Below are 25,824 nucleotides of genomic sequence, written 5' to 3'. Positions count from 1 at the left end.
ATGAAACCCGTCATCGCGGCCGCCGGGAAGACCCCGACCTGGCATCTCTTCCTCGGCGTGGCCCTCGTCGGTGCGATCGCACCGTTCGTGGTCTATCCCACGTTCCTGATGAAGATCCTGTGCTTCGCGCTGTTCGCCTGCGCATTCAATCTGCTGCTCGGCTACGCCGGCCTGCTGTCCTTCGGCCACGCCGCGTTCTTCGGCGGTTCGGCCTACGTCACCGGCTGGCTGTGCAAGCAAGTCGGCGCCACGCCCGAACTCGGGCTGCTCGCGGGTGCCGGCTTCGGCGCGCTGCTCGGGGCGGTCTTCGGCGGCCTGGCGATCCGGCGCGCAGGCATCTACTTCTCGATGATCACGCTCGGCCTCGCACAGCTGGTGTTCTTCCTGGCGTTGCAGATGAAGTTCACCGGCGGCGAGGATGGCCTGCAGGGCATTCCGCGCGGCAAGCTGTTCGGCCTCGTCGACCTGAACGACAGCATGACGATGTACTGGTTCGTGCTGCTGGTCTTCCTGGGCGGGTTGTTCGTCGTGTACCGCACGATCCACTCGCCCTTCGGCCAGATCCTCAAGGCGATCCGCGACAACGAGCCGCGCGCGATCTCGCTCGGCTACGACGTCGACCGCTACAAGCTGCTGGCGTTCGTGATCTCGGCCTCGCTCGCCGGCCTGGCAGGTTCCACCAAGTCGCTTGTGTTCCAGCTCGCCTCGCTGACCGACGTGCACTGGCACACCTCCGGCCAGGTGGTGCTGATGACGCTGCTCGGCGGCCTGGGCACCGTGCTCGGTCCGGTAGTGGGTGCAGCCACGATCGTGGGCCTCGAGAACGTGCTCGCCGACAAGGTCGGCCCCTGGGTCATGGTGATCATGGGCGTGATCTTCGTCGTCTGCGTGCTCGCGTTCCGGCGCGGCATCGTTGGCGAGCTGGCGGCCCTGCGAAGCCGCGGCGGCGCAGACCACTGACGGCCGCTCTCACCCGACGCTGAACCCTCTGCCCCCGACGGAGAAGACGACCATGACCTACGCCGCACCGCTGCGCGAGATGCTGTTCACGATGAAGGAGATCGGCGGTCTCGACGCCGTGCTCGCCCAACCCGGCTTCGAGGAGGTCACGCCCGACCTCGTCGAGACCATCCTCGACACCGCCGACAAGTTCGCTGGCGAGGTGCTGGCGCCGCTGAACCAGTCCGGCGACCGCCAGGGCAACCGCTGGGACGCTGGGGTGGTGACCACCGCCGAAGGCTTCAAGGAGGCCTACGCGAGCTTCTGCGAAAGTGGCTGGAACGGCATGCCGGCGGATCCGGAGTTTGGCGGCCAGGGCATGCCCACGCTGCTGTCGACCGCGGTGCTCGAGATGTGGAAGTCGGCCAACATGGCCTTCAGCCTGTGCCAGATGCTGACGCTTGGTGCCGTCGAGGCCATCGCCCACCACGGCACCGAGACCTTGAAGGCGCGCTTCCTGCCGCCGATGGTCGAGGGCCGTTGGACCGGCACGATGAACCTGACCGAGCCGCAGGCCGGGTCGGACTTGGCTGCGCTGCGCACGAAGGCCGTGCCGGAGGGCGACCACTACCGCATCAGCGGCACCAAGATCTTCATCACCTGGGGCGAACACGACATGGCCGAGAACATCGTGCACCTCGTGCTGGCGCGTCTGCCGGACGCACCCCCGGGCGTCAAGGGCATTTCGCTGTTCCTGGTGCCCAAGTTCCTGGTCGGCGACGACGGCCGCCTCGGCGAGCGCAACGACCTCGTGTGCGCGTCGATCGAGCACAAGATGGGCATCCGCGCCAGCGCCACCGCGGTCATGAGTTTCGGCGAAGGGCCGGGCGCGATCGGCTACCTGGTCGGCGAGGCCAACCAAGGCCTCGCGTGCATGTTCACGATGATGAACCACGCACGCCTGAACGTCGGCCTGGAGGGCGTGGCGATCTCGGAGCGCGCCTACCAGCAGGCGCGCGGCTACGCGCTCGATCGCGTGCAGGGCAAGACCCTGTCGCGCGAAGGCGATGCCGACCGCACGATCGTGGGCCACCCGGACGTGCGCCGCATGCTCATGGACATGAAGGCGCGCACGGAGGCGCAACGCGCGCTGGCCTACTTCGCCGCCGGCTGGATGGATCGCGCACGCGGACATGCCGACGCCGACCAGCGCGCCGCGGCGCAGGCGCTCGTGGATCTGTTGATTCCGATCGTCAAGGGCTGGTGCACCGAGGGTGCCCAGCTGGTGACGGCGACCGGCGTGCAGGTGCACGGCGGCATGGGCTTCATCGAGGAGACCGGCGCGGCGCAGCACCAGCGTGACGCGCGCATCACGACGATCTACGAGGGCACCACCGGCATCCAGGCCAACGACCTGATCGGCCGCAAGGTGGCGCGCGACGGTGGTGCCGTGATGAAGCGCCTGATCGCGCAGATGAGCACCGACGCCAGCGCGGTGGGGCACGAAGGCGACGCGCTGATGGTGGCGCTGCATGCGGCGCTGCGTCGCGGCGTCGAGGCCCTCGCCGAGGGCACCGAGGGTTTGCTGGCCCAAGGGGGGCGCGAGGCCGCGGCCGCTGCGGTCCCCTACCTCTGGCTGGCCGGCACGGTCATCGGCGGCTGGCTCATGACGCGCGCCGCCGTGGCGGCCAGCGCACAGCTCTCCAGTGGCAGCGAGGATCGCGAATTCCTGGAGGCCAAGCGCGTCACGGCGCTGCACTTCGCACTGCATGTGATGCCGCATGCCGCGGCCTGGCGCGACGTCGTGCTCCATGGCGCCGAGTCGACGCTGGGCCTTGCGGCCGCGCAACTCTGAGACGGGGACACCCATGAACGACCAGAACGGCCACGACATCGAGGACCTGCAGCCCGGGATGGCGGCCACGTTCTCCAAGACGATCACCGAGGCCGACATCGTGCTGTTCGCCGGTGTCTCGGGTGACAACAACGCCGTGCATGTCAACGAGGAGTTCGCCGCCGACACGCCCTTCGGCGGCCGGATCGCGCACGGCTTCCTGACCGCGAGCGTGATCTCCGCCGCAGTGGCCAACCGCCTGCCCGGACCGGGGACGATCTACCTCGGCCAGCAGATGCGCTTCAAGGCGCCGGTGCGGCCGGGCGACACCGTGCATGCCACGGTGACCGTGATGTCAGTGGACCTGGCCAAGGCCCGCGCCGTGCTGGCCACCGTGTGCCGCGTGCGCGACACCGTGGTGATCGAGGGCGAGGCGCAGGTGATGACGACATCGCGGGCGAGGCGCGAGGCGAAGGCCGCCTCGGCCGAGGCCTCTGGCACGCCTGCGGCGGGCGCCGCGGTCGCGGCCCCCTGAAGAACCGAACCACGCTGAGGAGTGGCAGCCATGAAGATCCTCGTCGCCGTCAAGCGGGTGGTGGACTACAACGTCAAGGTGCGCGTCAAGGCCGATGGCACCGGCGTGGACACCGCCAACGTCAAGATGAGCATGAACCCCTTCGACGAGATTGCAGTCGAAGAGGCGGTGCGGCTCAGGGAGAAGGGGGCTGCCGGCGAGGTGGTGGCCGTCTCGTGCGGCGTGACCCAGTGCCAGGAGACGCTGCGCACCGCGATGGCCATCGGCGCCGACCGCGGCATCCTGGTCGAGACCGGTGAAGAACTGCAGCCGCTGGCGGTGGCCAAGCTGCTGAAGGCACTGGTCGAACAGGAGAAGCCCGACCTGGTGATTCTCGGCAAGCAGGCCATCGACGACGACTGCAACCAGACCGGCCAGATGCTGGCCGCGCTTCTCGGCCGGCCGCAGGGGACGTTCGCGAGCAAGGTCGAGGTCGAGGAGGGCCGCGTCCGTGTCACACGCGAAGTGGACGGCGGCTTGGAGACCGTCAGTCTGGCCACGCCCGCGATCGTGACCACGGACCTTCGGCTGAACGAGCCGCGCTACGTGACCTTGCCCAACATCATGAAGGCGAAGAAGAAGCCGCTCGTCGTGGTCAAGCCCGGCGAGCTCGGCGTGGACGTGGCCCCGCGCCTGCAGACGCTGTCGGTGCGCGAGCCCTCGGGGCGCAAGGCCGGGATCAAGGTGCCCGATGTCGCGAGCCTGGTCGACAAGCTGAAGAACGAGGTCAAGGTGATCTGAGCGGACGCCGGGTCGGACGGGCATCGACATGAACACGCAGGAACTCATCGCCACCCACGGCCCGCGCGAGGCCATGGACTACGACGTGGTCGTCGTCGGCGCCGGGCCGGCCGGGCTGGCCACCGCGATCCGGTTGAAGCAGATCGCGCCGGACGCCAGCGTCGTCGTGCTCGAGAAGGGTTCGGAGCCAGGCGCGCACATCCTCTCGGGCGCCGTCATGGACCCACGCGCGATGGATGAACTCTTTCCCGACTGGCAGAAGCTCGGCGCGCCACTGGGCCAGGCGGTGACGGGCGACGACGTGCTGTTCCTCAGCGAAACCGGCAGCACGCGCACCCCCGACTGGCTGGTGCCGCGCAACCTGCACAACCACGGCTGCTACGTCGTCAGCCTGTCGAACGTGGTCAAGTGGATGGCGCAGCAGGCTGAAGGCCTCGGCGTCGAGATCTTCCCGGGCTTTGCCGCGGCCGAGGTGCTCTACGAAGGCCAGGGGCGCGTCGTGGGCGTGGCGACCGGCAACATGGGCCTCACGAAGGAAGGGGCGCCGGGCGACAACTTCCAACTCGGCATGGAGCTGCGCGGCAAGTACACGGTCTTTGCCGAAGGCGCACGCGGCCACCTGGGCAGGCAGCTCCTGGCAAAGTACAAGCTGACCGAGGGCCGCGATACCCAGACCTTCGCGATCGGCATCAAGGAACTGTGGGAGGTGCCCGCCGACAAGGCGCAGCCCGGCCGCGTGGTGCACACCGCCGGCTGGCCGATGTCGGGCGACACCTTTGGCGGCGGCTTCCTCTACCACCTGGCGGACCACCAGGTGACGCTCGGCTTCGTGATCGGGCTCGACTACCGCAACCCGTACCTCAGCCCCTTCGAGGAACTGCAGCGCTGGAAGACGCACCCGGCGATCCGCGCGCACATCGAAGGCGGCAAACGCATCGGCTACGGCGCGCGCGCGATCAACAACGGCACGCCGCAGGCGCTGCCGAAGACGGTGTTCCCGGGCGGCGCGCTGGTGGGCTGCGACGCCGGCTACCTCAACGCGGCGCGCATCAAGGGCAGCCACGCCGCGATCAAGTCCGGCATGCTCTGCGCCGAAGCGCTTGCGCCTGCGCTCGCCGCCGGCCGCGCCCACGACGAGTTGGTCGCCTACCCCGAGGCCTTCGGGAGGAGCTGGCTGCACGACGAGCTTCAGCAGACCCGCAACTTCAAGCTCTGGTTCAAGAAGGGCAAGGCGATCGGGCAGCTGATGGCCGGTGTCGAGCAGTGGCTGCTGCCCAGGGTCGGCGTGATGACCCCACCCTGGACCCTTCACAACCACCGCGCCGATCACGAGGGCCTGGAGCCCGCCAGCGGCTTCGAGCCCATCGCCTACCCGAAGCCGGACGGCCGGCTGAGCTTCGACCGCCTGTCGTCGGTCTTCGTCAGCAACACCAACCACGAAGAGCACCAGCCGGCGCACCTGACGCTCAAGGACGCCGCGGTGCCGGTGCAGATCAATCTGGCCCGCTTCGCCGGGCCCGAGAGCCGCTACTGCCCAGCCGGTGTGTACGAGTTCGTGAAGGGCGAGGACGGCGCCGATCGCCTGCAGATCAATGCACAGAACTGCGTGCATTGCAAGACCTGCGACATCAAGGACCCGACGCAGAACATCGTCTGGGTGACGCCCGAAGGCGGTGGCGGGCCCAACTACGCCGGCATGTGACGCGCCGGACATCACCCCCAACCGACACAGGAGCAAACCTGCCATGACCATCCTCGTCATCGCGGAACACGACCACGGCGCCTTGAAGGGCGCCACGCTCAACGTCGTCACCGCGGCCATCGACATCGCCAGGCTGGCCGGCGGCGAAGTCCACGTCCTCGTCGCGGGCCACAACGCCAATGGCGCGGCCACGGATGCGGCCGCGCTGCAGGGCGTGGCCAAGGTGCTGCATGCCGATGCGCCACAACTGGCCGAACAACTTGGCGAGAACATCGCGGCTCAGGTCATGGCGGTCGCCATGGACTACACCCACCTGCTGTTTCCCGCCACGGCCCACGGCAAGAACGTCGCGCCCCGCGTGGCCGCCCTGCTCGACGTGGCCCAGATCAGCGACGCGACCCGGGTGATCGCGGCTGACACCTTCGAGCGCCCGGTCTACGCTGGCAACGCGATCGCCACGGTGCGCAGCGCCGACCCGATCAAGGTGGTCACCGTGCGCACCACCGGCTTCGATGCGGCGGGCCGGGGCGGCAGCGCGGTGGTGGCGCCAATCGCTGCGGTGGCCGACAGCGGCCTGTCGAGCTTCGTCGGCGCCGAGATCGTCAAGCTCGACCGGCCGGAGCTCACGGCGGCCAAGATCATCGTCAGCGGCGGCCGCGGCCTCGGCTCGGCCGAGAAGTTCGCAGAAGTGCTGACGCCGCTGGCCGATGCGCTCGGCGCTGCGCTCGGTGCGAGCCGGGCCGCGGTCGACGCGGGTTATGCACCCAACGACTGGCAGGTCGGCCAGACCGGCAAGATCGTCGCCCCGCAGCTGTACGTGGCCTGCGGCATCTCCGGCGCCATCCAGCACCTGGCGGGCATGAAGGACTCGAAGGTGATCGTCGCGATCAACAAGGATCCCGAGGCGCCGATCTTCCAAGTGGCCGACTACGGCCTCGAGGCCGACCTGTTCGAGGCGGTTCCCGAACTGGTCCGCTCGCTCTGAACGCCGCAGCCGCAGGACCACGACATGACCATGCTCCGCCATGCACTGGCTCAGGTTCGCGCCCCCATCGCTTCACACACGGAGGCTCCAGAATGCTTGGCCAAATGATGAGCATGCCGTTGCTCACCTCGTCGCTGCTCCTGCACGCCGAGTCGCAGCACGGCGACCGCGAGATCGTCACCCGACGCGTCGAGGGCGACATCCACCGCATGACCTACCGCGACCTGGGTCGCCGGGCGCGGCAGCTCGCGAGCGCGCTGGTGGGGCGGGGCGTGCAGCCGGGCCGGCGCGTGGCCACCCTGGCGTGGAACACGCACCGTCACATGGAGCTGTACTACGCCGTCTCGGGCATGGGCTCGGTGCTGCACACGATCAACCCGCGCCTGCACGCCGACCAGGTGGTCTACATCGCCGACCACGCCGAGGACCAGGTGCTGTTCTTCGACCTCACGTTCCTGCCGCTCGTGGAGGCCATCGCCGGCCGGGTCGGCACCATCCGGACCTTCGTCGCGATGACCGACCGCGCCCACATGCCGGCGTCGAAGATCGACGGCCTGCTGTGCTACGAAGACCTGCTGGCGGCCGAAGACGACCGCTTCGAGTGGCCCGAGTTCTCCGAGGAAGAGGCGGCGACGCTGTGCTACACCTCGGGCACCACCGGCAACCCCAAGGGCGTGCTCTACAGCCACCGCTCGACCCTGCTGCATACCTATGCGGCGGCGCTGCCTGATTCGCTGAACTGCTCGGCGCGCGACACGATCTTGCCGGTCGTGCCGATGTTCCACGTCAACGCCTGGGGCCTGCCTTACGTGGCGTGCATGGTCGGCGCCAAGCTGGTCTTCCCGGGCGCCGGGCTGGACGGCAAGTCGCTGTACGAACTGTTCGAGGCCGAAGGGGTGACTTTGTCGGCGGGCGTGCCCACGGTCTGGCAAGGGCTGCTGTCGCACGTGGCGGCCAACGACCTGCGCTTCTCGACGATGCGGCGCACCGTCATCGGCGGCTCGGCCTGCCCGCCGGCCATGATCCGAAGCTTCCAGGACGAACACGGCGTGCAGGTGATCCATGCCTGGGGCATGACCGAGATGAGCCCGCTGGGCACGGTGTGTGCGCTCAAGGCCCGACATGATGCGCTGACGCCCGATCAGCGCCTGGCCGTGCAGTCCACCCAGGGCCGTGCGGTGTTCGGCGTGTCGATGAAGATCGTCGATCCCGACGGCCGGGCGCTGCCGCACGACGGCGCGGCCAGCGGTGACCTCCTGGTGCGCGGTCCGTGGGTGGTGTCACGTTACTTCCGCGAGGAAGGTCCGGGGCCGCTGGTCGACGGCTGGTTCCCGACCGGCGACGTGGCACGCATCGACGCCGACGGTTTCATGCAGATCACCGACCGCAGCAAGGACGTCATCAAGTCCGGCGGCGAGTGGATCGGATCCATCGACCTGGAGAACATCGCGATGGCGCACCCGGCCGTGGCGATGGCCGCCTGCATCGCGGCCAGGCACCCGAAGTGGGACGAGCGGCCGCTGCTGATCGTCGTGCGCAGACCCGGCATGGCGCTCAGCCGCGAGGAACTTCTGGCGTTCTACGACGGCAAGATTGCGAAGTGGTGGACGCCGGACGACGTGGTGTTCGTCGACAGCATTCCGCTGGGTGCCACGGGCAAGATGCTCAAGCACAAGCTTCGCGAACAGTACAAGGACCACGAACTGCCTGCCGCATGATCGGGTAGCGGCGAGATGCGCGTGCTGTTGATTGATCATGCGCATGGGCGCATGCCTGGACTGGCATCGCGACTGCGTGACGCAGGTCATGCAGTCGACCAAGCCGAGTTCCACGCGCTCGGAATCGATCGGTTGACGCTGACGGGCATCGACCTGATCACGGTCGACTTGGCCAGATCGACGAGCAACGCCGCATCGATCATCGCGACGCTGCGGCGGTTGGATTCGCAGATTCCGATCCTTGCCATCAATGCTCGCGACGTGGGGGCCGACCGCATCAAGGCCCTCGATGCCGGCGCCGACGATTGCGCTTCGGAGAGCCAGAGCGACGAGGAGTTGCTCGCCAGAATTCGTGTTTGGCACCGTCGCGGCATGGGCAGCGCAGCCCCTGTGATCACAGTCGGTCCGCTGGTTTTCGATACACACGATCGCACCGTCCACCTGGCTCGACGAAGGCTGCAACTGTCGCGCCGCGAACTCGGTCTTCTCGAGGCGTTGATTCGTCGGTCCGGTCGACACGTCAGCGCCGGCGTGCTCATCGACCAGATGTTCGAATGGGACGAGGCGCTGACCCCGAACTCGATCCAGGTCTACATGTGTCGCCTGCGCCGCAAGCTGGATCATCCTGGCATCCTGATTCAGACAGTTCGCGGCTTGGGCTATGTCTTGCAGACCACACCTACCAGCTGATCCTTGCCCTGCCCGCGCAGGCCCTGATGGGCATCAGTGCTCGAGGTGATCACTCGCATGGATGTCAGTCAACCCAGCTTGGTAGTGATCGCCATGTGGCCGAAACCGTGAGTTCGCGGATTGAGGTCGACTGTCCGCAATCGCTGCAGAGTCATTGCTGAGCCGGTCAGCCCGAACGACTGAGATGGGTCGACCACTGCCAGCCGCCTTGCGACGGCATCTGACCGCAGTTGGACCCGGTCCCGTCAGGCCTATTCATCGGGCACAGCGCCGCTGGTAGGCACATTCGGTGCGCTACGCCCGCTCGCTTGCCCGTCGAGCATCTGGATCAAGTCGCATCGCCTCCGAAGATCACCGTCGAGCGCGATGTTCCACAGCAGTTCACGCTCAGCGTCAGTCCGAGCGTGGTCCGGGCTCACGGCCTCCAACTGCACCGGTCGGCTGCTGGCTGGCCGGCAGCCGTAGCGCTCCAGTTCCACGTCCATCAACCAGTTGAGGAACGCCGAGTCGTCGGATGGCTCGGCGTAGTAGCGCTTGCAGTCGCGCACATAGTCCTCGAGATCGTCCATCGTGGTGATCGCCGTCGGCTCGAAGCCGGTGATCCGCGTCCACCGTCGCACGTCGACTTCGCTGAGCATCAGCCGGTTGCCGTATCGAATCATGGTCACATCCTCGTTACCCGGTCCGAAGTTCGTCTACATGAGGCAGCGCAATGACCGACGGCCGAGGCCGCCCTGCTTCGTGGAAGTACACGCAATCGTCGATGCCGACCGCCGTGGTGGGCAAGAGATTGCCTCCCAGCCTTCCAAACGGTGCCAGCCCTACGAGGGGCACCAGGCCCCACAGCTTGCCACGCCACCAGTGCAGCGACGCGGTGCGCCCAGCAGCGAGCGCATTGGTGCGCCGCCCTCCCGCCCGGACCCAGAGCAGATCACCGATGAGTTCGCGCCCGCCGTGCAGTCGGACGACATCCCACGTCCGAAGCCGGCCGACGACCTCGGCGATCTTCGCCGTCGTGGCCGGCGTCATCATCTCCAGCAGGCCGTCGGTCAGCTTGCTCGCGGTCGAGGGCTTGGCGCACCGCTCGATCAGCTTGGCCAGCAGCAGTTCGGATCCGGACACGCCGCGGCCGAACCGTGAACCATTGACTTGCAGATCGTAGAGCGTGACCACGTTGGGATGCGCCGCCAAACGCTCGTCGAGGTCGAGCCTCGGGTGCGTGAAGACGACGACCTGGCTGAACAGATCGCGCGGCACGTCCAGACCGGTGCCTTGCAGGTGCTGGCGCAGCGCCCGCACCTTGCTGTCGTTGTGCGCGACCAGGCTGTCGAATGCCTGCACCTCGCCCGAGCGCCGCTGGTAGACCCACTGCTCGCCGTCGAGTCGCAAGGTGCCGCTCCAGTGCTTGACCTCGATGATCGCGATGCGCCGCGGTGTCACGACGACCAGGTCGATCTCATAGCGACCGGCAGCAGGAATGGCGGGATCTCGCGGCACGCGCTTGCCGCCGAAGATGTGCCCGAAGCGGGACGACTGGTGCCGCCCCATGACGCGCCGAAGCGACAGCTCGCCCTGCGCGCCGGCCAGCACCTCCGGCAGTTCGGCGTGGGGACCAACACACATCATCGCGTGCCAGTCATCCAGGCGCCGCTCCCAACTGGAATCGGGCGGTCGCTGCTCGGGCACGCCGGGCAGCCGAAAGTCCTGGAACCTGTCGTCGTCTGTTGGAGAGTCGGTCAAGTGCGTCGCTCCGGCAAGTGAACCTGCCGGGATGCTTGCCCTGGATCTCCAGGCTTCAAGGGGTGGTGCGCGGGCCGGGTACCGCCTCCGCCGCACTTCAGATGCCGATCCGCTCCACCTCGTCAAGCTTGATCTGGTCGCCGCGCCGGTCGTACAGGCCCGTCGTGCGCGAGGACTCGTGGTTGGCCATCTGCTGCGCGATCTCCAGCTTGCCGCCGTTCAAGAGGTACTCGGTGATGCCGGTCGCGCGGAACGAGTGACATCCAATGGCCGTGGCGATCCCGGCAGCTTCCGCGCGCCGCCGGATCATCCGGTACACGTCGGCCTGGGACATCGGCCGCGACGTCAGCGTGTCGGTGGCGGCGCGCGCCGACCTGAAGAGCGGCCCGCCTGGATCGTCGGCGATGCCGGCCGCCTCCAGGTAGTCGTAGAGCCACTCCTCCAGCCGGTGGTGGCACGGCATCTCGTGGCGCTTGCCGCCCTTCTCGTCCAGCTTTTCCTCGAAGCTGTTGAAGCCGCCCGTCCTGTGAAGCGTTCGAACGCGCCAGAAGTAGAACAGCCGCACATCCGGGGCCACTCCATCCGGTGATGCGCGATAGGCCGTACCTCTGGAGACAAGGGCTGTGCCACAGTTGCCGCCGAATTGGATCGGGCGAACCGGTCCCCAGCCTGCATTCCAGTAGCAAAGGTCAGCGACAACCTTACGTCCTGATTTGATCTCCAGTCCCCCATCACAAGGCGTGACATCCAATTGCCCGCGCCCTGGCATTGTCGGCAAGAAGAGCCGCCCCGGATAAAGGTCGTGCTGCAGGTAGCCTAGCGGTTCGCGTGCTTGCTTGCAATCGGGATCACATCGATTCCGACGCGTCGTGTTGGGGCGCGAAGGCGACCGGTGTCGCGTCAATCGGCCTGCCACGCCAGGTACTCTTGTTCGCGCTGGTCCTCCGTCATGGGCTCCCTGCCAGCAGTTCGACGTAAGCAGCGTAGCTGAACAGGCGATTCTTCTTCTGGCCGGTCAGCTCGCTCAACATCCCCAGGTCCTGCAGCAGCTTCACCGCCGCGGTGGCCGTGGGAAAGGTGGTGTCCAGCTTCTGCCGCGCCTGTTCGATGGCGAAGCGCGGCATCAGGGGCAGCAGTTCGAACAGGCGCAAGGCCACCGCGCCCACGCGGGGCGCAGCCAGCAGGCGCTTGCGGTCGGCGTTGATCAGGCTCGCCATCGCGACGATGCCGCGCTCCGCGTCCGTGGCGGCGGTCTCCACGCCGTCGAGGAAGAAGCCGACCCAGCCTTCCCAGTCACCTTCGGTGCGCACGGCCGACAGACGCCGGTAGTACTCGGCCTGGTGCTGCTTGAGGTAGCCGCTCAGGTAGACCAGCGGCTCGGGCAGCAGGCCCCACTGCTCCAGCAGCGCCGCGATCAGCAATCGGCCGATGCGCCCGTTGCCGTCGAGGAACGGGTGGATGGTCTCGAACTGCACGTGCACCAGGGCCACGCGCACGAGCGGCGGCAGCGCTGGCGCCGGGTCATGGATGAAACGCTCCAGGTCGGCCAGCAGCCCCGGCACCTTGTCTGGTGGCGGCGGCACGAACGCGGCCCGGCCGGGCCGCGCGCCGCCAATCCAGTTCTGCGAGCGCCGTAACTCTCCCGGCTGCTTGCCGGCGCCGCGTGCGCCATCGAGCAGCAGCCGGTGGGCGTCGCACAGCAAGCGCACCGAGATCGGCAGGCCGGCCTCGTTGCGCAGGTTGTCGCGCACGAGCCGGAAGGCGCGCAGGTAGTTGGTGACCTCTTCGACATCGGCCGTGTTCGTCAGCACCTGGCCGGCCTCGTCATCGAACAGGTCGGTCAGCGTAGCCTGGGTGCCCTCGATCTGCGAGGTGAGCAGTGCCTCCTTGCGGATGGCGCTGTAGAGCAGCCAGTCGACCGAGGGCACCAGGCCGGCCACGCCGCCCAACCGGGCAAGGGCCATCTCGGCGCGGTGGTTGGCGGTGGCGTAGCTCTCAGCCGCCAGCGACGGGTCGGCCGGCGGCAGCGCATGAGGCACGAACGCTTGCACCGCCTCGCCCAGCGTGGTGGTGGTGACGGAGGTTCCGGTGGTGCGCATCGTATGAAAGCTGGCTTGAGCAGTGCGCCTTCATAGTAAAGTATTCTTTAATTCATGGAAAGCCTGCGAAAGCACGCTTGCAGGGGCCCGCAGCGCCAACGCCCATACACTCTCGCGCCAAGTGGATCGGGGGTTCCTGGTTGGCGCTACAGCCTCGGTGGGTTCACTGGGGCTTCTCGCTTTCTGGCCGGCAAGCGCCAAGAGTACTTAGCAAGTGCGCTTAACAAGCTAAGCGCTAAGCCTTTGATTTGAAAGAGGTTTCGGAAACGGGCCGGCGCCAACCCCAATCGCTAAGCGCGCACCATCTCCGCGTCGCGGATCGGACTCAGGCCGCGGATGCGGGTGAAGGCCGCCTTGCCCTCCAGTTACTTGACCACAGACCCTCGTACGCGGACCACTTCGCCCACCTACAGATCCATCCCCGCCCCCCGCTGCCTCAACCACTCCTTCCGCTCACGATAGTCCGGCATCACCTTGTCCACCTCGTTCCAGAACAGGTCGGTGTGATCCCGGTGGTGCATGTGGCACAGCTCGTGGACGACGATGTAGTCGGTGATCTTGGGCGGCGCCATCAGGCACTTCCAATGGAAGTGCAGGCCGCCGCCGGGCAGGCTGCTGGCCCAGCGGAAGCCCAGCTCCTTTACCTGCAGCGGCCCGGGCTGAACACCCACACGTGGCGCGAAGTGGTTGACGCGCTGGACCAGGCGCGACATGCCTCGGGCAATGTAGAAGTCGCGGAATGCGTCCTGCGCTGCCGTCTTGCCGTCCTGCTCCACCACGCTGCGCAGCAGGCAGAAACGGCCGTCCTTCAGCTTCAGGGGCTCGTCCTGCTCCGGCACCAGCAGCAGGCGGTAGGCGCTGCCCAGGTACAGGAAGCTCTCGCCGTTCACCCATTCGCGCACCACGCGGGTGGCGTTCAGGTCGCGCCATTCGGCCAGGTTGCGGTAGATCCAGTGCCGGCGGCTCAGCACGGTCTCGTCCACCTGCTCGGGCGTCATGCGCGCGGGCGGGCGCACGGTGACGCAGCCGTCGCGCTCGATCACGATGTCGGTGGTCTGCCGCGCCGTGCCGGGCAGCAGGCGGTACTCGATGTCCTTCACCTTGCGGACGATGGGCGCGGCCTCAGCTTGCATCGTTCGCGGCCTTCAACAGCTGGTCATGGCGGTTCTTCGCCAGCTTCATCACCTCCACGGCCACACGCTCACGCTGCGCCAGCACAGCCTCCAGGCCCGTGCGGGCGATGGCAGTCTTGATCTCGCCGCGCAGGCGCTTCTGCTTGTCAGCGCTTTGCCAGAAGTCGATGCTGCCGATGGTGTCCTGCAACAGTTCCACCAGCGTGGCCATCAGCACCTTGAACGCCGGCAGGTCGGCCGCCGGCACGGTGGTGCCGCCATAGGCCACGTCGGCCAGGTGCTCGTAGAACGTGCTGGCCTCGGTGCCCAGGCCTTCCACACCCTGCTTGCGGCCGGCCACGGCTTCGGTGCGCAGTTCTTCCAGCTTCTCCACCAACAGGTCCCACTCGTCATGGTGACGCTCGATCAGCGCATCCACCTTCTCCGAAAGCTTCTTGTAGAACGCCGGGTCCTCGTCGTGGTGCACGGTGCAGTGCTTGCGGATGGCATGCTCCATCTCGCTGGCCTTGGCCTCGTCGTTGCCGCCCGCGTGCTGCTGCAGCCGATGCAGGAAGTCCTCGGCCAGCAGTTCCACCGGCGGCACCTTGGGGTTGATGCCCAGGCTGACCAGATGTTCGTTGATCAGCGCCTTCACCTTCTCGCCCGCGTCGCCCAGTTGCAGGCTCTCGTCCTTGTAGCGCTCCTTGGCCACCTGCAGGATGTAGCCGAAGCGCTTGGCCGGCACGCGGAAGGCCTGCGCTGATGTGTGCGGCAGGATGATGTCCAGGCTCATCAGGAACTTCTTGAGGTACACCTCGAAGTCGGCCCGGTAGCGCTCGTCGGCCAGCGCCTTCACGGCCGCATGCACCACGGCGGCGGCCTGCCGCATGTCGCCCAGCTTGCCGGTCACGAAGGCCTCGATGCCATTCACGCCGCGGGCGTTGAAGTGCTGCAGCAAGCGCTGGTAGCGCTCTTCCAGCACCGGCAGTTCGGTGGTGATGCTCTTCAGCCCGTCGTGCAGTTCCTGCAGCTCGTCGCTGGCGGTGTAGAGCGTCAGTGCCTCGGTCAGGTGGTTGGCCAGGCCGATGTAGTCCACGATATAGCCGCGCTGCTTGCCGCGCTTCACGCGATTGGTGCGGGCAATGGCCTGCAGCAGCGTGTGCTCGCGCAGCCGCTTGTCGATGTACATCACTTGCTCGATCGGCGCATCGAAGCCGGTCAGCAGCATGTCGCAAACGATCAGGAAGGCGATGCCAGTGTTGGCCTTGTCGGGGTCATCCAGGTCGAACCCCTTGCAGAAGTTCTCCACCGCATTCAACCGCGCGGCCTGCTTGCGGGCGTGCGTGATGTAGGCCGCCTCATTGGTGCCGTCGGACGACACCACCACCGCGGTCTTCAGGAAGGACAGCCGACGCAGCAGTTCAGCATCCGGTCGCGCCTTCGCTTGCTCCGCCGCCAGGCGCTCCGCGATGGCGGCATCGATGCCCTCCTGGTAACGCACGCAGGCCAGCTTGGAGTGGCACACCACCTGTGCCTTGAAGCCGTTGGGCAGGATGTTGTCCACGTAGTGCCGCACCAGGTCGCGGGCGATGGCATCGATGCGCGTCTTGGCCTCCAGGATGTCGCCGGTGGCGCCGTACTTCTTGCGGATGGCGGCCAGCTCTTCCTCGCTGCGGTCGCGGAACAGGTCCTCGAACTTCTCGTCGAAGGCGTGCTTCTCGTTCAGCGCACTGTCGGCCGTGCGGCCTTCGTAGAGGATCTGCAGCGTGGCACCGTCGTTCACCGCGTCCAGCAGCTTGTAGGTGTCGATGTACTCGCCGAAGCGCTTGTGCGTCTTGCGCTCACCATGGCGCTCGGTGATCAGCGGCGTGCCGGTGAAGGCCAGGCGCGTAGCGTTGGGGAAGGCTTCGAACAGGTTCTCGCCCAGGTCGGAGCCCTGGGTACGGTGCGCCTCGTCGATCATCAGTACGATGCGGTCGCTGGCGTTCACCACGCCAAAGGTCTTGCCCGCCGGCATGGCCCTGTAGGTGCCTAGCGCCTCGGCCACTGCATTGCTGAGCACCTGCTCGCGCTCCTGGAACTTGTGGACCATCACCATGTTGATGTCCGAGCTGTCGGTGGCCAGGTGGCGCCGCAGGTCCTGCGTGCTGCCGATCACGTTGACGCGCCCGCCGATCAGCGTGGCCGTCTCGCCGAGCTGTTCCTCCAGGTCCTGCCTGTCGTTGACGAGCACGATCTTGAAGTCGCTCAGGTCCTGGCTGGCGCGCAGCATGCGGGCCACGAACACCATGGTGAGCGACTTGCCCGAACCCTGCGTGTGCCACACCACGCCGCTACGCTCGGCCGCCGTGTGGCCGGCGCGCAGCCGCTGCACGATCTTGCCGGCGGCGCGGAACTGCTGGTAGCGGCACACCACCTTCACCCGCGCGCCGGCATCGGTGTCCATGAACACGGTGCAGGTGCGCAGCATCTGCAGCAAGTTGGCTGGCATCAGCATACCCGCCACCAGTTGCTGCTGCGGGTTCATACCCGCCCTGGCGGCATCGTCAGCCGGGTACAGCGTCTTCCAGGCGTAGAAGTGCTCCTCGCCGGAGCTGATGCTGCCGTAGTCCGCCTCCAGCCCGCAGGTTCGCACCAGCAGCAGGTTGCTGTGGAAGAGGCGGGGTTCGCCCTCCTTCAGACCGGCAGCCTCCGTTTCGGCGCGTTTGCGCATGTAGCGCTGCAACTGCACAAACGCTTCCTGCATCGGGTTGGCGCAGGTGGCCGAACCCTTCTTGCACTCCACCACCGCCAGCGGGATGCCGTTCACGAACAGCACGATGTCCGGCACGATGAACTCGCGCACGCAGCCAGGCGTGGCGATGCGGAACTGGTTGATGGCGTGGAAGCGGTTGCGCTCGGGGTGGTGGAAGTCGATGAGCTTGACCACCGGGTCCACCTCGCCGGTGGCCTCGTTCACGTCCACCTGCGCCTTCAGCAGCAGCTCGTGCACGGCCTGGTTGGCCTCCAGCAGCGTGCGCTGGGGTTGGCGGAAGAGCTGCGACTCCAGTTCGTCGAGCTGGTGGTCGGTGAGCCAGGGAGCACCTTCACCTCTGCCATCTGGCAGGGTGTTTAGCCCGCGCACCGCTTCGCGGAACACGCCGGGCAGCCACCAGGGCCGAAAGCTGGGGCGCAGGCTAGGCGCCGCGTCCTGCGGCAGCTGCGGGCCCTGGTCGACAACAGTCCACCCCTGCGCAGCCAACTGCTGCAGGAAGGGCTGTTCGACCTCGGAATACTCGCTCATCGCGGTGGCCCCGGCAGGCCACGCCTAAAGCGGGTCACGCTCCTGCGGCGCCAGGTCCTCACGCGGCGGCAGGCCGTCCTGCAGTGGTTCCCATGCGGCAATCGTCTGAAGCAATCCGGGCCGCTCGCCCGTGCGGGGTGATTGCAGCAACCTGTTCAGCGCAATGCCGACGGCGCGGTCATCGAACAGCCGAGTCTTGCGCTCGGCGCCATCTTCGTGGGGCCAGCGCGCCAGGCCATCGCGCACGGCCTGAACCGTTGGCTCGACGTTGCCGCGTGCCAGCAACCAGTCCACCGTGGCCAGCAACTCCATGCCGTAGGGCGACTCGAAACCATCGATCAGCGCCGAAGTGTCCTCCAGAGCGGCCAGGTACGGCTTGGCCTCGCTGCGCAGGTAGGCCTGAACCACCTGCGTGCGCTGTTCGTTGAACCACACCACGTCGAAGGGCTTGGCATCGCCGATGCGTTTCTCGCTGCCCAGGTAGCTGCCATCCAGTTGGTCCAGCACCTTGGTCAGCCCATGCGCATACGGGCCGAACTTGTTGGCCTCGAAGCGCAGCTTCAGCGGATTGTTCCCGGGCACGTCCCGGTCCAGCGTGCGATTGAGGAACCAGGCCAGCTTCTGCACTTCCAGCAGGCTGCACTCGAAGCCCATCACCCAGTAACGGCGCACCAGTTCGGCGATCATGGCCCGGGCTGGCGTCAACGCTTCCACGCCATGACGCTTGGCCACGTTCTGATAGGTACGAGTCGGCTCGAAGACCGTGATCGCGATGTCCAGGTCGCCCAGGGCGCGCTCGATCTGGTCCTTCACCAGCGGCCAATCCAGGCCGCCATTGCCGGCACCCAGCGGCGGAATCGCGACGGAGCGCACGTGGTTCTCGACCAGAAAGCGCCGCAGGTCCTGCAGCCCTTCGACAATCCATTCCAGACGGGACTTGGCGCGCCAGTCTCGCTTCGTCGGGAAGTTGATGACCCACCGCGGCCCGTCCAACTCGCCCGGCTCGGTCACGAACATCTGCCCCGTGCGCACGTCGCCGGCCTTGCAGGCCTGCGCATACAGCCGGAAGTTCTCGGCGAACCGGTCCTTGAACATCAAGGCAATGCCCTTGCCCATGATGCCCACGGTGTTGACCGTGTTCACCAGGGCCTGGGCCTTGGATTCCAGCAGATTGCCTTGCGTGTAGTGGATCATCAGAAGTACCAGGCGGGCCGGGCTGCCACCTGCAGCGGCACCTGGGCCGCGGCTACGGCCTGTTCGACCTGGATTTTGACGCCCTGGTTGTAACAGACAATCCCCGACAACCCCTGCAGCGGGCAATGCCGATGGACCAGCGCCTCGGCCTGGTAGCGGGAGAACTTGTCCGGGTCCTCCGGGTCACGCTTGAAGTCACGCGCCTGCAGGATGGGCCAGTCGATGCGGTCGAGTTGTGCCGGGTCCCGGTAGTAGTTGACCAGCGGGTTGTTGGCATGGCTGTCGGTGAACAGCACCGTCAGGCCCAGTTCCACCACACGACGCAAGCTCGCCACCAGGATCAGGATGTCCGGCTTGGGATGCCTGGGCACGCCGTTCCAGCCGGTGTTGATGTTGTGCATCATCACCGAGAAGGGTGTGAAGTAGAAGGGCACGTAGTCGTTCAAGACGCCGCCCGGCCCCACAGTCACCGGCCAGTGGGCGCGCTTGCCGATCAACTCCTGGTTGCCGATACTCACCCAGTCCGCCGCGCGCGTGGCGCTGTTGCCGCAATGCAGGCCGTGCTGCAGCACCCAGGGCAGGTTCGCGCGATGGATGATCCGGAAGATCAGCGCGCGCTCGGGATTGAGCAACTTGGCGTAGTCGTCGGCCATGGGCGTGGACTTTCAGCCGGCTCCAACAGGGACCTTGCCAGTCAGCAGGTCGTGCATCAGGCCTTGCTTCTGCATGCGAAGCTTCCGCAGCCGATCCTGATCCAAGCGAATCGGTGCCTCGATGGATTGCACGCGCTCGATGATGCGCTCTTGCTCATCGACGGGCGGCCACGCAAAGAGCAGTTGCCCCAGGATCTCGCTATTGGCCACTTCGCGTCCGCCGCTGTTGACCTTGGCGCGAATCTGAGCTTTGACCCGGGCATCGCCTGCCAGCAGCATCTGCAGGAAATCGGGGCGAACCTGACTCGCGTCCACGGCAATACGCATGAGGTTGGACGACATGATCCATCCGACGTTCTCCTGGCGCACAGCGACGGACCGGCCGACATCTGCGACGCGCGAGAACACGACGTCTCCGAGCTTGAGCCTGAATTCGGCCAGACGTGCCGCGTCACGCTCGCCGACGAACAGGAGTTCATGCTCATCAAACAATCCTTCGCCTAGTGAGCCAATCGTGACAACAGGGCAGCCCTCAACCACCCAGTGCTCACCCTTCAATGACGACCCGAAAGGCCCGGTCCGAATCCACTTGTCGGCACCGCGCTGCTTCGCTTGAAGACCGGTCACTTCCCAACCTACCGGCACCAGGCCGATCTTGGTTGGCACGTAGAGGTCGGGGGCCTCAAGAGCGGATCGTCGAAGCGACCCTCCGTCCGCAACGCCGCGCGTCAACAAGTCGTGCATCAGCCCGGCCTTGATCTGATGGTGCTTCTCGATCAGCGCTTCGGTGGCTGCGATGGCGGTGTCGAGGCTGGTGAGGATGGCGGCGATGCGCTGCTGCTCAACCAACGGCGCCAGGCGAATGGGCGTCTGCGCGATCGTCCGCGTCGATAGCCCATAGCGCGTGGAACCCGTCGCACGCTGCGCGAAGTAGGCGGAAGTCTCCGGCAGAGATAGTTGCTTCGACAAGTAGATGGGATCGACCACAGCTTCTCTGGGCCGCAACTGAGCCAAATGGTAGCCACACACCAGACTCTCGATGTCATCCAACACGACCGAAGGTATTCCGATGTCGTCAGGCGTCTCCGAATCCTTGGTGATCATCACGTCGCCGCGGCGCACACCGAAGCGCTCGATCTCGGCAGCAGTAGCTGTCGCCTCCATGAATGACAGGTCTGCCCGGATGTAGTCGTTGCCGTACACATCCATGTAGTTGCATAGCTTGACCGGCAACTCGCCTGCCACCGCCTTCTTGTCGACGTTGCTCACCCGGATGTCGGCCACCTCATGGAGCTGAACTGTTCTCCAGTCAGGCATATCCCAACCCCGACAGAAAGTGCGTTAGTTCCGCCGTCGCTCCAGCACGCGCCTGCTCCAAGTGCGCCGCTGTGACGGCGTACTTGCCCCACAGGTTCTCGATCGCCGCCACGCAGGCCCGCTGGTCCGCCCGCAGGTACTGCCCATAGGTGTCCATCAACACCGCCTGCAAGCGTTGCAGGATCACCTGCCGCGCCTCATCGCGGCCGATGCGCTGCCGCGCCTGTTCCACCAGCTCATCGCGGTTCTTCTCGGTGCTCTTGATGCGCGCCTTAAGGCCCCTCGCTTCTTCCTCCAGCGCCTTGTGCCGCGCCAGCAGTGCATCCAGTCGGTCGGCTTCTGCCTGGTGGGACTTCCAGTCGCCGAAGCTGCTGTCCTTCTTGGCCAGCTTGGCCTGCCCCTTGGCTTCCTTGAGTTGGGCCTTCAGGTCCTTCACCTGCTCGGGCGGCAGAACGCCGGTGCCGTCGCTGTCCTCGAAGTCTTCTTCGCCCGCCGCAGCAAACAGCGCCTGCAGCTCGGCCAGGCGCGCGTGCTGCTGCTCCAACTCGGCCAGCACCTGCGGGAACTGGCTTTGCAGGATGTCCTGGTCGGGAATCAACTCCGCGCCCCAACCGCTGGCCGCGATGGACTTGAAGTCGGCCGACAACTGCTTGTAGAAGTTGGCGAACGCGCCGCGCACCTGGTAGCGGGTGAGCAGGTGCTGGCCGCCGAACACCCGCTCGATGCTGTCCAGCAACGTGGCGCGCACCGCGTACACGTTGCGTGGTGCGCCCTGCTGGTTGGTGGGGTCCGGCGCCAGCGCATCGATCACCGGCAGGTGCTGCTGCCACCAGGCTTGAAGCTGCGCAATGAATTCGGCATGGCGTTGCTGCACGCCGTTGTGCTGGGCTACGTTCGTGGCGATGGCACGCTTGTCGGCGAGCGCGGGGCTGAAGTCGGCATAGCGTTCGGCATCCGCCCCGCCGCGCGGCAAGAAGCAGCTTTCCCGCAGGCCGGGGTAGTTGCTCCAGAAGTGCGCCAGCGCGTCGATCTCCGCCACCGGCACGCCGCCGTGCAGGTGCGCGCGCACGTCGTGCGGCTCGGGCGGCGGCGCGTTGTCCACGTAGCGGCGGATGTTGCAGTTGTAGTCCTCGGCCGCGATCTCGGCATAGGGCACGCGGCGGGCGTAGGCCGACACGTCCTGACCGGCCCGGTAGACGTGCACGATCTTGTCGATGTCTTCGGGCCGCAGGTGGTTCTGGGCCTTGCCTTCGCGGTATTCGCGGTCGGCGTTGATGAACAGGGCGTGCTCGCGGGTGGCGGCGCCAGCCTTGTTCAGCACCAGGATGCAGGCCGGGATGCCGGTGCCGTAGAACAGGTTGGCGGGCAGGCCGATCACGGCTTCCAGCACGCGGCGCTCGATGAACTGCCGGCGCACCTCGCGCTCTTCGCCGCCGCGGAACAGCACGCCGTGCGGCATCACCGTGGCCAGCTTGCCGTCGGCCTTCAGCACGGCCAGCATGTGCTGCACGAACATCAGGTCGGCCTTCTTGCCCTTCTCGGGCAGCCACACCGGGAAGCGGCCGGGGAACTTGATGTCCTTCTTGATGTAGTTCTGGCTGAAGGGCGGGTTGGCCAGCACGCGGTCGAAGCGCTTCAACTGGCCGTCTTCGTCCTGGTGCTGCGGCTCGCGCAGCGTGTCCTGCTGGCGGATGTCGGCATCGGGGATGCCGTGCAGCAGCATGTTCATCTTGCAGATGGACCAGGTAGTGCCCATCTTTTCCTGCCCGAACAGCGACGCATTGGCCGCGTTGCGGCCGTGCTCGCGCAGGTAGTCGCGCACCTGGATCAGCATGCCGCCGCTGCCGCAGGTGGGGTCATAGATGCGCATGCCCTCCTGCGGGTCGCACACCTCCACGCACACACGCACCACCTCGGCCGGGGTGTAGAACTCGCCGGCCTTCTTGCCGGCCTGGTCGGCAAAGTCCTTCAGCAGGTATTCGTAGGCTGCGCCCAGCAGGTCGGGGAACTCGAAGTCCTCGTCCTTCAGCGGGATCTTGTCGAAGTTCTGGATGAAGTTGACGAGCGTGTCGTCGTCCAGCGTGGTGGAGCCGATCTTCTTGTTGAAGTTGATCGTGCCCTTCAGCACGTCCTGCAGCGCGTCGGCGTTGGCGTCTTCCAGCGCCTCCAGCGCCTTGTTGAGCATGGAGCCGACGTTCTCCTTGATGTGCTTCAGCGCCGGGTGGCGAGTGCCGGTCTCGGGCTCAGTCCAGGGCGTGTTCCAGCGGGCGCGCGCCGGCACGTAGAAGTATTGGCCGGCGTACTGGTCAGGGTCTTCGAGGTTGGCTTCGATGGCAGCGGGCGCGAGGCCGTCGCGCTCACCCTCGGCGCGGATCTGGGCCTGACGCTGCTCGAACAAGTCGCTGGCGCGCTTCAAGAACAGCATGCCGAAGACGTATTCCTTGTACTCGCTGGCGTCCATGTTGCCGCGCAGGTCGTCGCAGGCGGTGAGCAGCAGTTGCTCCAGGCGGGCCAGGGTGAGGCGTTGGTGGGGCATGCGGTCGGCAGGGTCGGGTCAAAGGGCTCGGCCGGTGATTCTCTCAGGCGCTCGGCGCATGTTCATCGGTCACAGTGAAGCGCGTTTTCGGCGGCTTGAGGGGCTGGAAAGTCCGGCCGTTGCGGTAGTTTCCCCCGTTCGCCGGGCGCCTCGCGGTGACTCCGCTGCCGCGCGTGTCGGACCTACCAGCAACCCACGAACGCGAGCCTCGTCCGCGCCCAACTAGAGGCATGGCAGAAGAAGGTCAAGCCCGAGGGGAAGACCGCATCGTCAGTGCCGCAAGGTGTCTTGTCGCACCTAATTGCAACTCTGCCCGGATCAAGTGGTCGGTTCTTGCCCGATGAACATGCGCCGCGTTTGCGGCGCTGTTGACATCACACGCACGCTTGCGGTCAACTCTCGATCAGCCCTGCGGTGCCTGCAGCAGGACGTCAAGTCAACAGCAGGCCGGACGCTGCCACCGAGCGCTCAGACGCTGAAGCAGCCGTTAGCGGTCGTGACCCGCACTTCCATCGCGTAGCCTGCTTAGACGAGTTACGCGGCCGTGCAAGACGCGGCCCCCATCCCTCTCTCCGATCCGCATCCCCGAGATGCGATGCGCTGCCAGGCTCGCCCGCGAGCACCTGCAGCCACACCCCGCAATGCGTACGCGTTGCGATCCCTGAATACCCTCGTCACGGCCACTGCCCTTGCGGGCGTTCGCCCGGCACGCGCTGCACGTCGCAGCGAGCCGGGTGAAGACCACCGTGACCCTGCACGCCCTCGGTGGAAGGGGGCGCGTCCAGCAGGAGCCGAGGGATCACCTTCGCTTGCCCACTGAATGACCAGCTGGACTGGTCGCCGCGCCACGAGCGCATCGATGACTCCGCGCGGAAACGCGCGCGGTCGTCCGGGCAGCTTCCGATTTTTTAAGACCTCCAGCGGCCAGCTCGGCCGCCCCTTTGGACGAACCCTTCCGGCACCGAGGCCCGCCGGATGTAGACACCGCTCTTCGCCTCCGCGCCGCTTCGAGACGGAACACCTCGGAGCGACGCGCCCCGACGCCGTGTTCCAGGTTGGCCATCGACCCCGGCTGGCTCCCGGGGTCACCCACTTGGAGATCGATATGGGTTCGAAGACAAGACAGCGCGGCAGGCACGAGCTGCGCAAGCAAGCAGGTGAAGGACGTGACCCCGCTGCGGTGCTGGCGTCGCTGCCGATCGGCACGAGCGACTGGAAGCGTGTGCTGGACGCCATCGTCAAGCAGCACAACAGCCAGCACGCCAAGCTCTACAAGGTGGTGTCGTTCAAGACCATGAGGGACCGCGAGTACTTCTACTTCAGCTTCTTCAACGAACTGCGCACCCACACGACGTTTCGGGACGCCGACCCGCGCGTCCTCAAGCAGCGCCATGTGCAGGCGGTGGTGGCGCGCTGGCTGGAGCGTGACATGGCCACCGCCAGCATCCACAACTACCTGTCTTTCCTGCGTACCTACGCGGGCTGGATCGGGCGACCTGGCCTGGTCCGCGAGGTGGCTTTCTACGTCGGCGCCGATTCGCCGCACGTGCACCGCAGGCAAGTGGCGGTGGAAGACCGCAGCTGGACGGCCCATGGCGTCGACATCGAAGCCAAGATTGCCGAGGTGGCCGCTTTCGACCAGTGGGTCGGCCTGCAGTTGGAGATCTGCTACCGGTTCGGCGCCCGGCCCAAGGAAGCTCGGCACTTCCGGCCTCACGGCGCGCTGATCCCCCGAGAGCAGGCCTTCGAGCGCGATGCAGCGGCCTACCCGGAGTGTGATGAGTTCGTGCGCTTCGCCCAAGGCACGAAGGGCGGACGCCCGCGCGACGAACCGCTGCAGACGCCCGAGCAGCGTGAGTTGCTGATACGGCTCCAGTCCATCGTTGCCAAAGGCTGGTACGTGGGCCAACCAGGCCGGACCGCGTACCAAAACGAGTACCGCTTCTACAACGTCATGAAGCGCTTCGGCCTGACGCGAACCGGGCTGGGCGTCACGCCGCACGGCCTGCGGCACCAGTCGGCGAACGACGGCTACGAGGCCGACACCGGCGCGCCCTCTCCGGTGCGCGGCCAGCAGGAGCGCCCGGAGAACGATGCCGATGCGCGCTATCGCACGGCCATCCGCCTGGGCCACTCGCGCCTGCGCTCCAGCACGTTCTACGTTGGGACGATGGGCAAGCCCGGCCAGGCTGATACGGCCGAGGTCCCGCCCGCCGCCGAGGGCGATCCCGCGGAGCAGTCGTCATGAGCCGCGGCCTGCCCCTTTCCGAAGCCATGGCGCATGTCGGCCTGAAGCGCCGGACCTTCGACAGCCTGATTCGCCCGCGCGTGACGCCGATCCGCGTGGGCACGAGCCTGATCTTCGACGTGCACGACCTCGATCGCGCCTTCGACGAGTTGAAGGCGGCCTCGCAGGCGTCGGATACCCCTGCCAGCGCCTCCGAGCCGGCGCAGAATGCGCGCAGGAACGGACGGCCCATTCCACAGAAAGGAGTTGAACCATGGGCCGATCAACACGGGGGATCCACCCCGACGAAGGCGGTACCTGGCAGGTCGACAAGATCTGGCGCGGCACTCGATTTCGCCAGCGCGGTTTCACAAGTGCTAGCGAAGCGCAGGCCTGGCTGATCAAGCAGCTCGAAGAGTTGCGCACCGTGACGCTTCACGGTGCGCGGCCCAAGCGCACGTTTGATCAGGCCGCGGCGCA

20 protein-coding genes are annotated in these 25,824 nt (G+C 66.6%); 10 read left to right on the top strand and 10 right to left on the bottom strand.

The features are described 5' to 3' along the window. The 8 genes from D9C15_RS22405 to D9C15_RS22370 all read left to right on the top strand — a co-directional run bounded on the left by D9C15_RS22405 (window position 1) and on the right by D9C15_RS22370 (window position 9,183). On the top strand, window positions 1–960 hold the full coding sequence (locus tag D9C15_RS22405) for a branched-chain amino acid ABC transporter permease (protein WP_128000699.1): 960 nt from the start codon (window positions 1–3) through the stop codon (window positions 958–960). Between the two features lie 52 nt (window positions 961–1,012). After that, window positions 1,013–2,794, top strand: a complete 1,782-nt coding sequence (locus tag D9C15_RS22400) for an acyl-CoA dehydrogenase (RefSeq protein WP_128000698.1) — start codon at window positions 1,013–1,015, stop codon at window positions 2,792–2,794. 13 nt (window positions 2,795–2,807) lie between these two features. Then, the gene (locus D9C15_RS22395; RefSeq protein WP_128000697.1) at window positions 2,808–3,308 is read left to right on the top strand and encodes a MaoC family dehydratase; all 501 of its coding nucleotides are present in this window, start codon (window positions 2,808–2,810) and stop codon (window positions 3,306–3,308) included. Between the two features lie 30 nt (window positions 3,309–3,338). Beyond that, window positions 3,339–4,088: an electron transfer flavoprotein subunit beta/FixA family protein gene (locus D9C15_RS22390; RefSeq protein ID WP_128000696.1), complete on the top strand. Its 750-nt coding sequence runs from the start codon at window positions 3,339–3,341 to the stop codon at window positions 4,086–4,088. Between the two features lie 28 nt (window positions 4,089–4,116). After that, complete coding sequence (locus D9C15_RS22385; RefSeq protein WP_128000695.1) at window positions 4,117–5,790, top strand: electron transfer flavoprotein-ubiquinone oxidoreductase; 1,674 nt, start codon at window positions 4,117–4,119, stop codon at window positions 5,788–5,790. 43 nt (window positions 5,791–5,833) lie between these two features. Continuing rightward, window positions 5,834–6,775 carry an electron transfer flavoprotein subunit alpha/FixB family protein gene (locus tag D9C15_RS22380; protein WP_128000694.1) on the top strand — a complete coding sequence of 314 codons (942 nt, stop codon included), beginning with the start codon at window positions 5,834–5,836 and terminating at the stop codon, window positions 6,773–6,775. Window positions 6,776–6,867: 92 nt separating this feature from the next. Next, window positions 6,868–8,493, top strand: a complete 1,626-nt coding sequence (locus D9C15_RS22375) for a 3-(methylthio)propionyl-CoA ligase (RefSeq protein ID WP_128000693.1) — start codon at window positions 6,868–6,870, stop codon at window positions 8,491–8,493. Window positions 8,494–8,508: 15 nt separating this feature from the next. Then, window positions 8,509–9,183 (top strand): response regulator transcription factor, encoded by a 675-nt coding sequence (locus D9C15_RS22370; protein ID WP_128000692.1) that lies wholly within the window; start codon window positions 8,509–8,511, stop codon window positions 9,181–9,183. Window positions 9,184–9,434: 251 nt separating this feature from the next. Here D9C15_RS22370 and D9C15_RS22365 read toward each other — a convergent pair whose 3' ends face one another. From D9C15_RS22365 to D9C15_RS22320, 10 genes are all read right to left on the bottom strand, one after another. Next, complete coding sequence (locus D9C15_RS22365) at window positions 9,435–9,845, bottom strand: hypothetical protein (RefSeq protein ID WP_128000691.1); 411 nt, start codon at window positions 9,843–9,845, stop codon at window positions 9,435–9,437. Window positions 9,846–9,858: 13 nt separating this feature from the next. Then, window positions 9,859–10,923, bottom strand: a complete 1,065-nt coding sequence (locus D9C15_RS22360) for a nuclease-related domain-containing protein (protein WP_128000690.1) — start codon at window positions 10,921–10,923, stop codon at window positions 9,859–9,861. Window positions 10,924–11,020: 97 nt separating this feature from the next. Next, the gene (locus D9C15_RS22355; protein WP_240668524.1) at window positions 11,021–11,488 is read right to left on the bottom strand and encodes a tyrosine-type recombinase/integrase; all 468 of its coding nucleotides are present in this window, start codon (window positions 11,486–11,488) and stop codon (window positions 11,021–11,023) included. Window positions 11,489–11,870: 382 nt separating this feature from the next. Beyond that, complete coding sequence (locus tag D9C15_RS22350; protein ID WP_128000689.1) at window positions 11,871–13,022, bottom strand: Fic family protein; 1,152 nt, start codon at window positions 13,020–13,022, stop codon at window positions 11,871–11,873. A gap of 407 nt (window positions 13,023–13,429) precedes the next feature. After that, window positions 13,430–14,155 (bottom strand): M48 family metallopeptidase, encoded by a 726-nt coding sequence (locus D9C15_RS22345; RefSeq protein ID WP_128000688.1) that lies wholly within the window; start codon window positions 14,153–14,155, stop codon window positions 13,430–13,432. Then, a complete protein-coding gene (locus tag D9C15_RS22340) occupies window positions 14,145–17,417 on the bottom strand; it encodes a type I restriction endonuclease subunit R (protein ID WP_128000687.1) in 3,273 nt (1,090 codons plus the stop codon). Before D9C15_RS22340 ends, D9C15_RS22345 begins: the two co-directional genes overlap by 11 nt. Window positions 17,418–17,441: 24 nt before the next feature. Further along, window positions 17,442–18,611: a type II toxin-antitoxin system antitoxin DNA ADP-ribosyl glycohydrolase DarG gene (darG, locus tag D9C15_RS22335; protein ID WP_128000686.1), complete on the bottom strand. Its 1,170-nt coding sequence runs from the start codon at window positions 18,609–18,611 to the stop codon at window positions 17,442–17,444. Further along, a complete protein-coding gene (gene darT / locus D9C15_RS22330; protein ID WP_128000685.1) occupies window positions 18,611–19,264 on the bottom strand; it encodes a type II toxin-antitoxin system toxin DNA ADP-ribosyl transferase DarT in 654 nt (217 codons plus the stop codon). Before darT ends, darG begins: the two co-directional genes overlap by 1 nt. 12 nt (window positions 19,265–19,276) lie before the next feature. Further along, on the bottom strand, window positions 19,277–20,581 hold the full coding sequence (locus D9C15_RS22325; RefSeq protein WP_128000684.1) for a restriction endonuclease subunit S: 1,305 nt from the start codon (window positions 20,579–20,581) through the stop codon (window positions 19,277–19,279). Further along, entirely contained in the window at window positions 20,574–23,117 is a 2,544-nt protein-coding gene (locus tag D9C15_RS22320) for a type I restriction-modification system subunit M (RefSeq protein WP_128000683.1), read from the bottom strand. The genes D9C15_RS22325 and D9C15_RS22320 overlap by 8 nt, the downstream gene beginning before the upstream one ends. 1,105 nt (window positions 23,118–24,222) lie before the next feature. Between D9C15_RS22320 and D9C15_RS22315 the strand changes: the two genes are divergently transcribed. Continuing rightward, window positions 24,223–25,365, top strand: coding sequence for a phage integrase N-terminal domain-containing protein (locus D9C15_RS22315; protein ID WP_164886814.1), 1,143 nt, complete (start codon window positions 24,223–24,225; stop codon window positions 25,363–25,365). Continuing rightward, the gene (locus D9C15_RS22310) at window positions 25,362–25,745 is read left to right on the top strand and encodes a hypothetical protein (RefSeq protein ID WP_128000681.1); all 384 of its coding nucleotides are present in this window, start codon (window positions 25,362–25,364) and stop codon (window positions 25,743–25,745) included. Before D9C15_RS22315 ends, D9C15_RS22310 begins: the two co-directional genes overlap by 4 nt. The last annotated feature ends 79 nt before the right edge of the window (window positions 25,746–25,824 follow it).

The organism is Piscinibacter defluvii, from assembly GCF_004011805.1.
In the GTDB taxonomy this organism is placed as follows: Bacteria; Pseudomonadota; Gammaproteobacteria; order Burkholderiales; family Burkholderiaceae_C; genus Piscinibacter; species Piscinibacter defluvii.
This window is presented reverse-complemented; position numbering and strand designations above follow the sequence as displayed.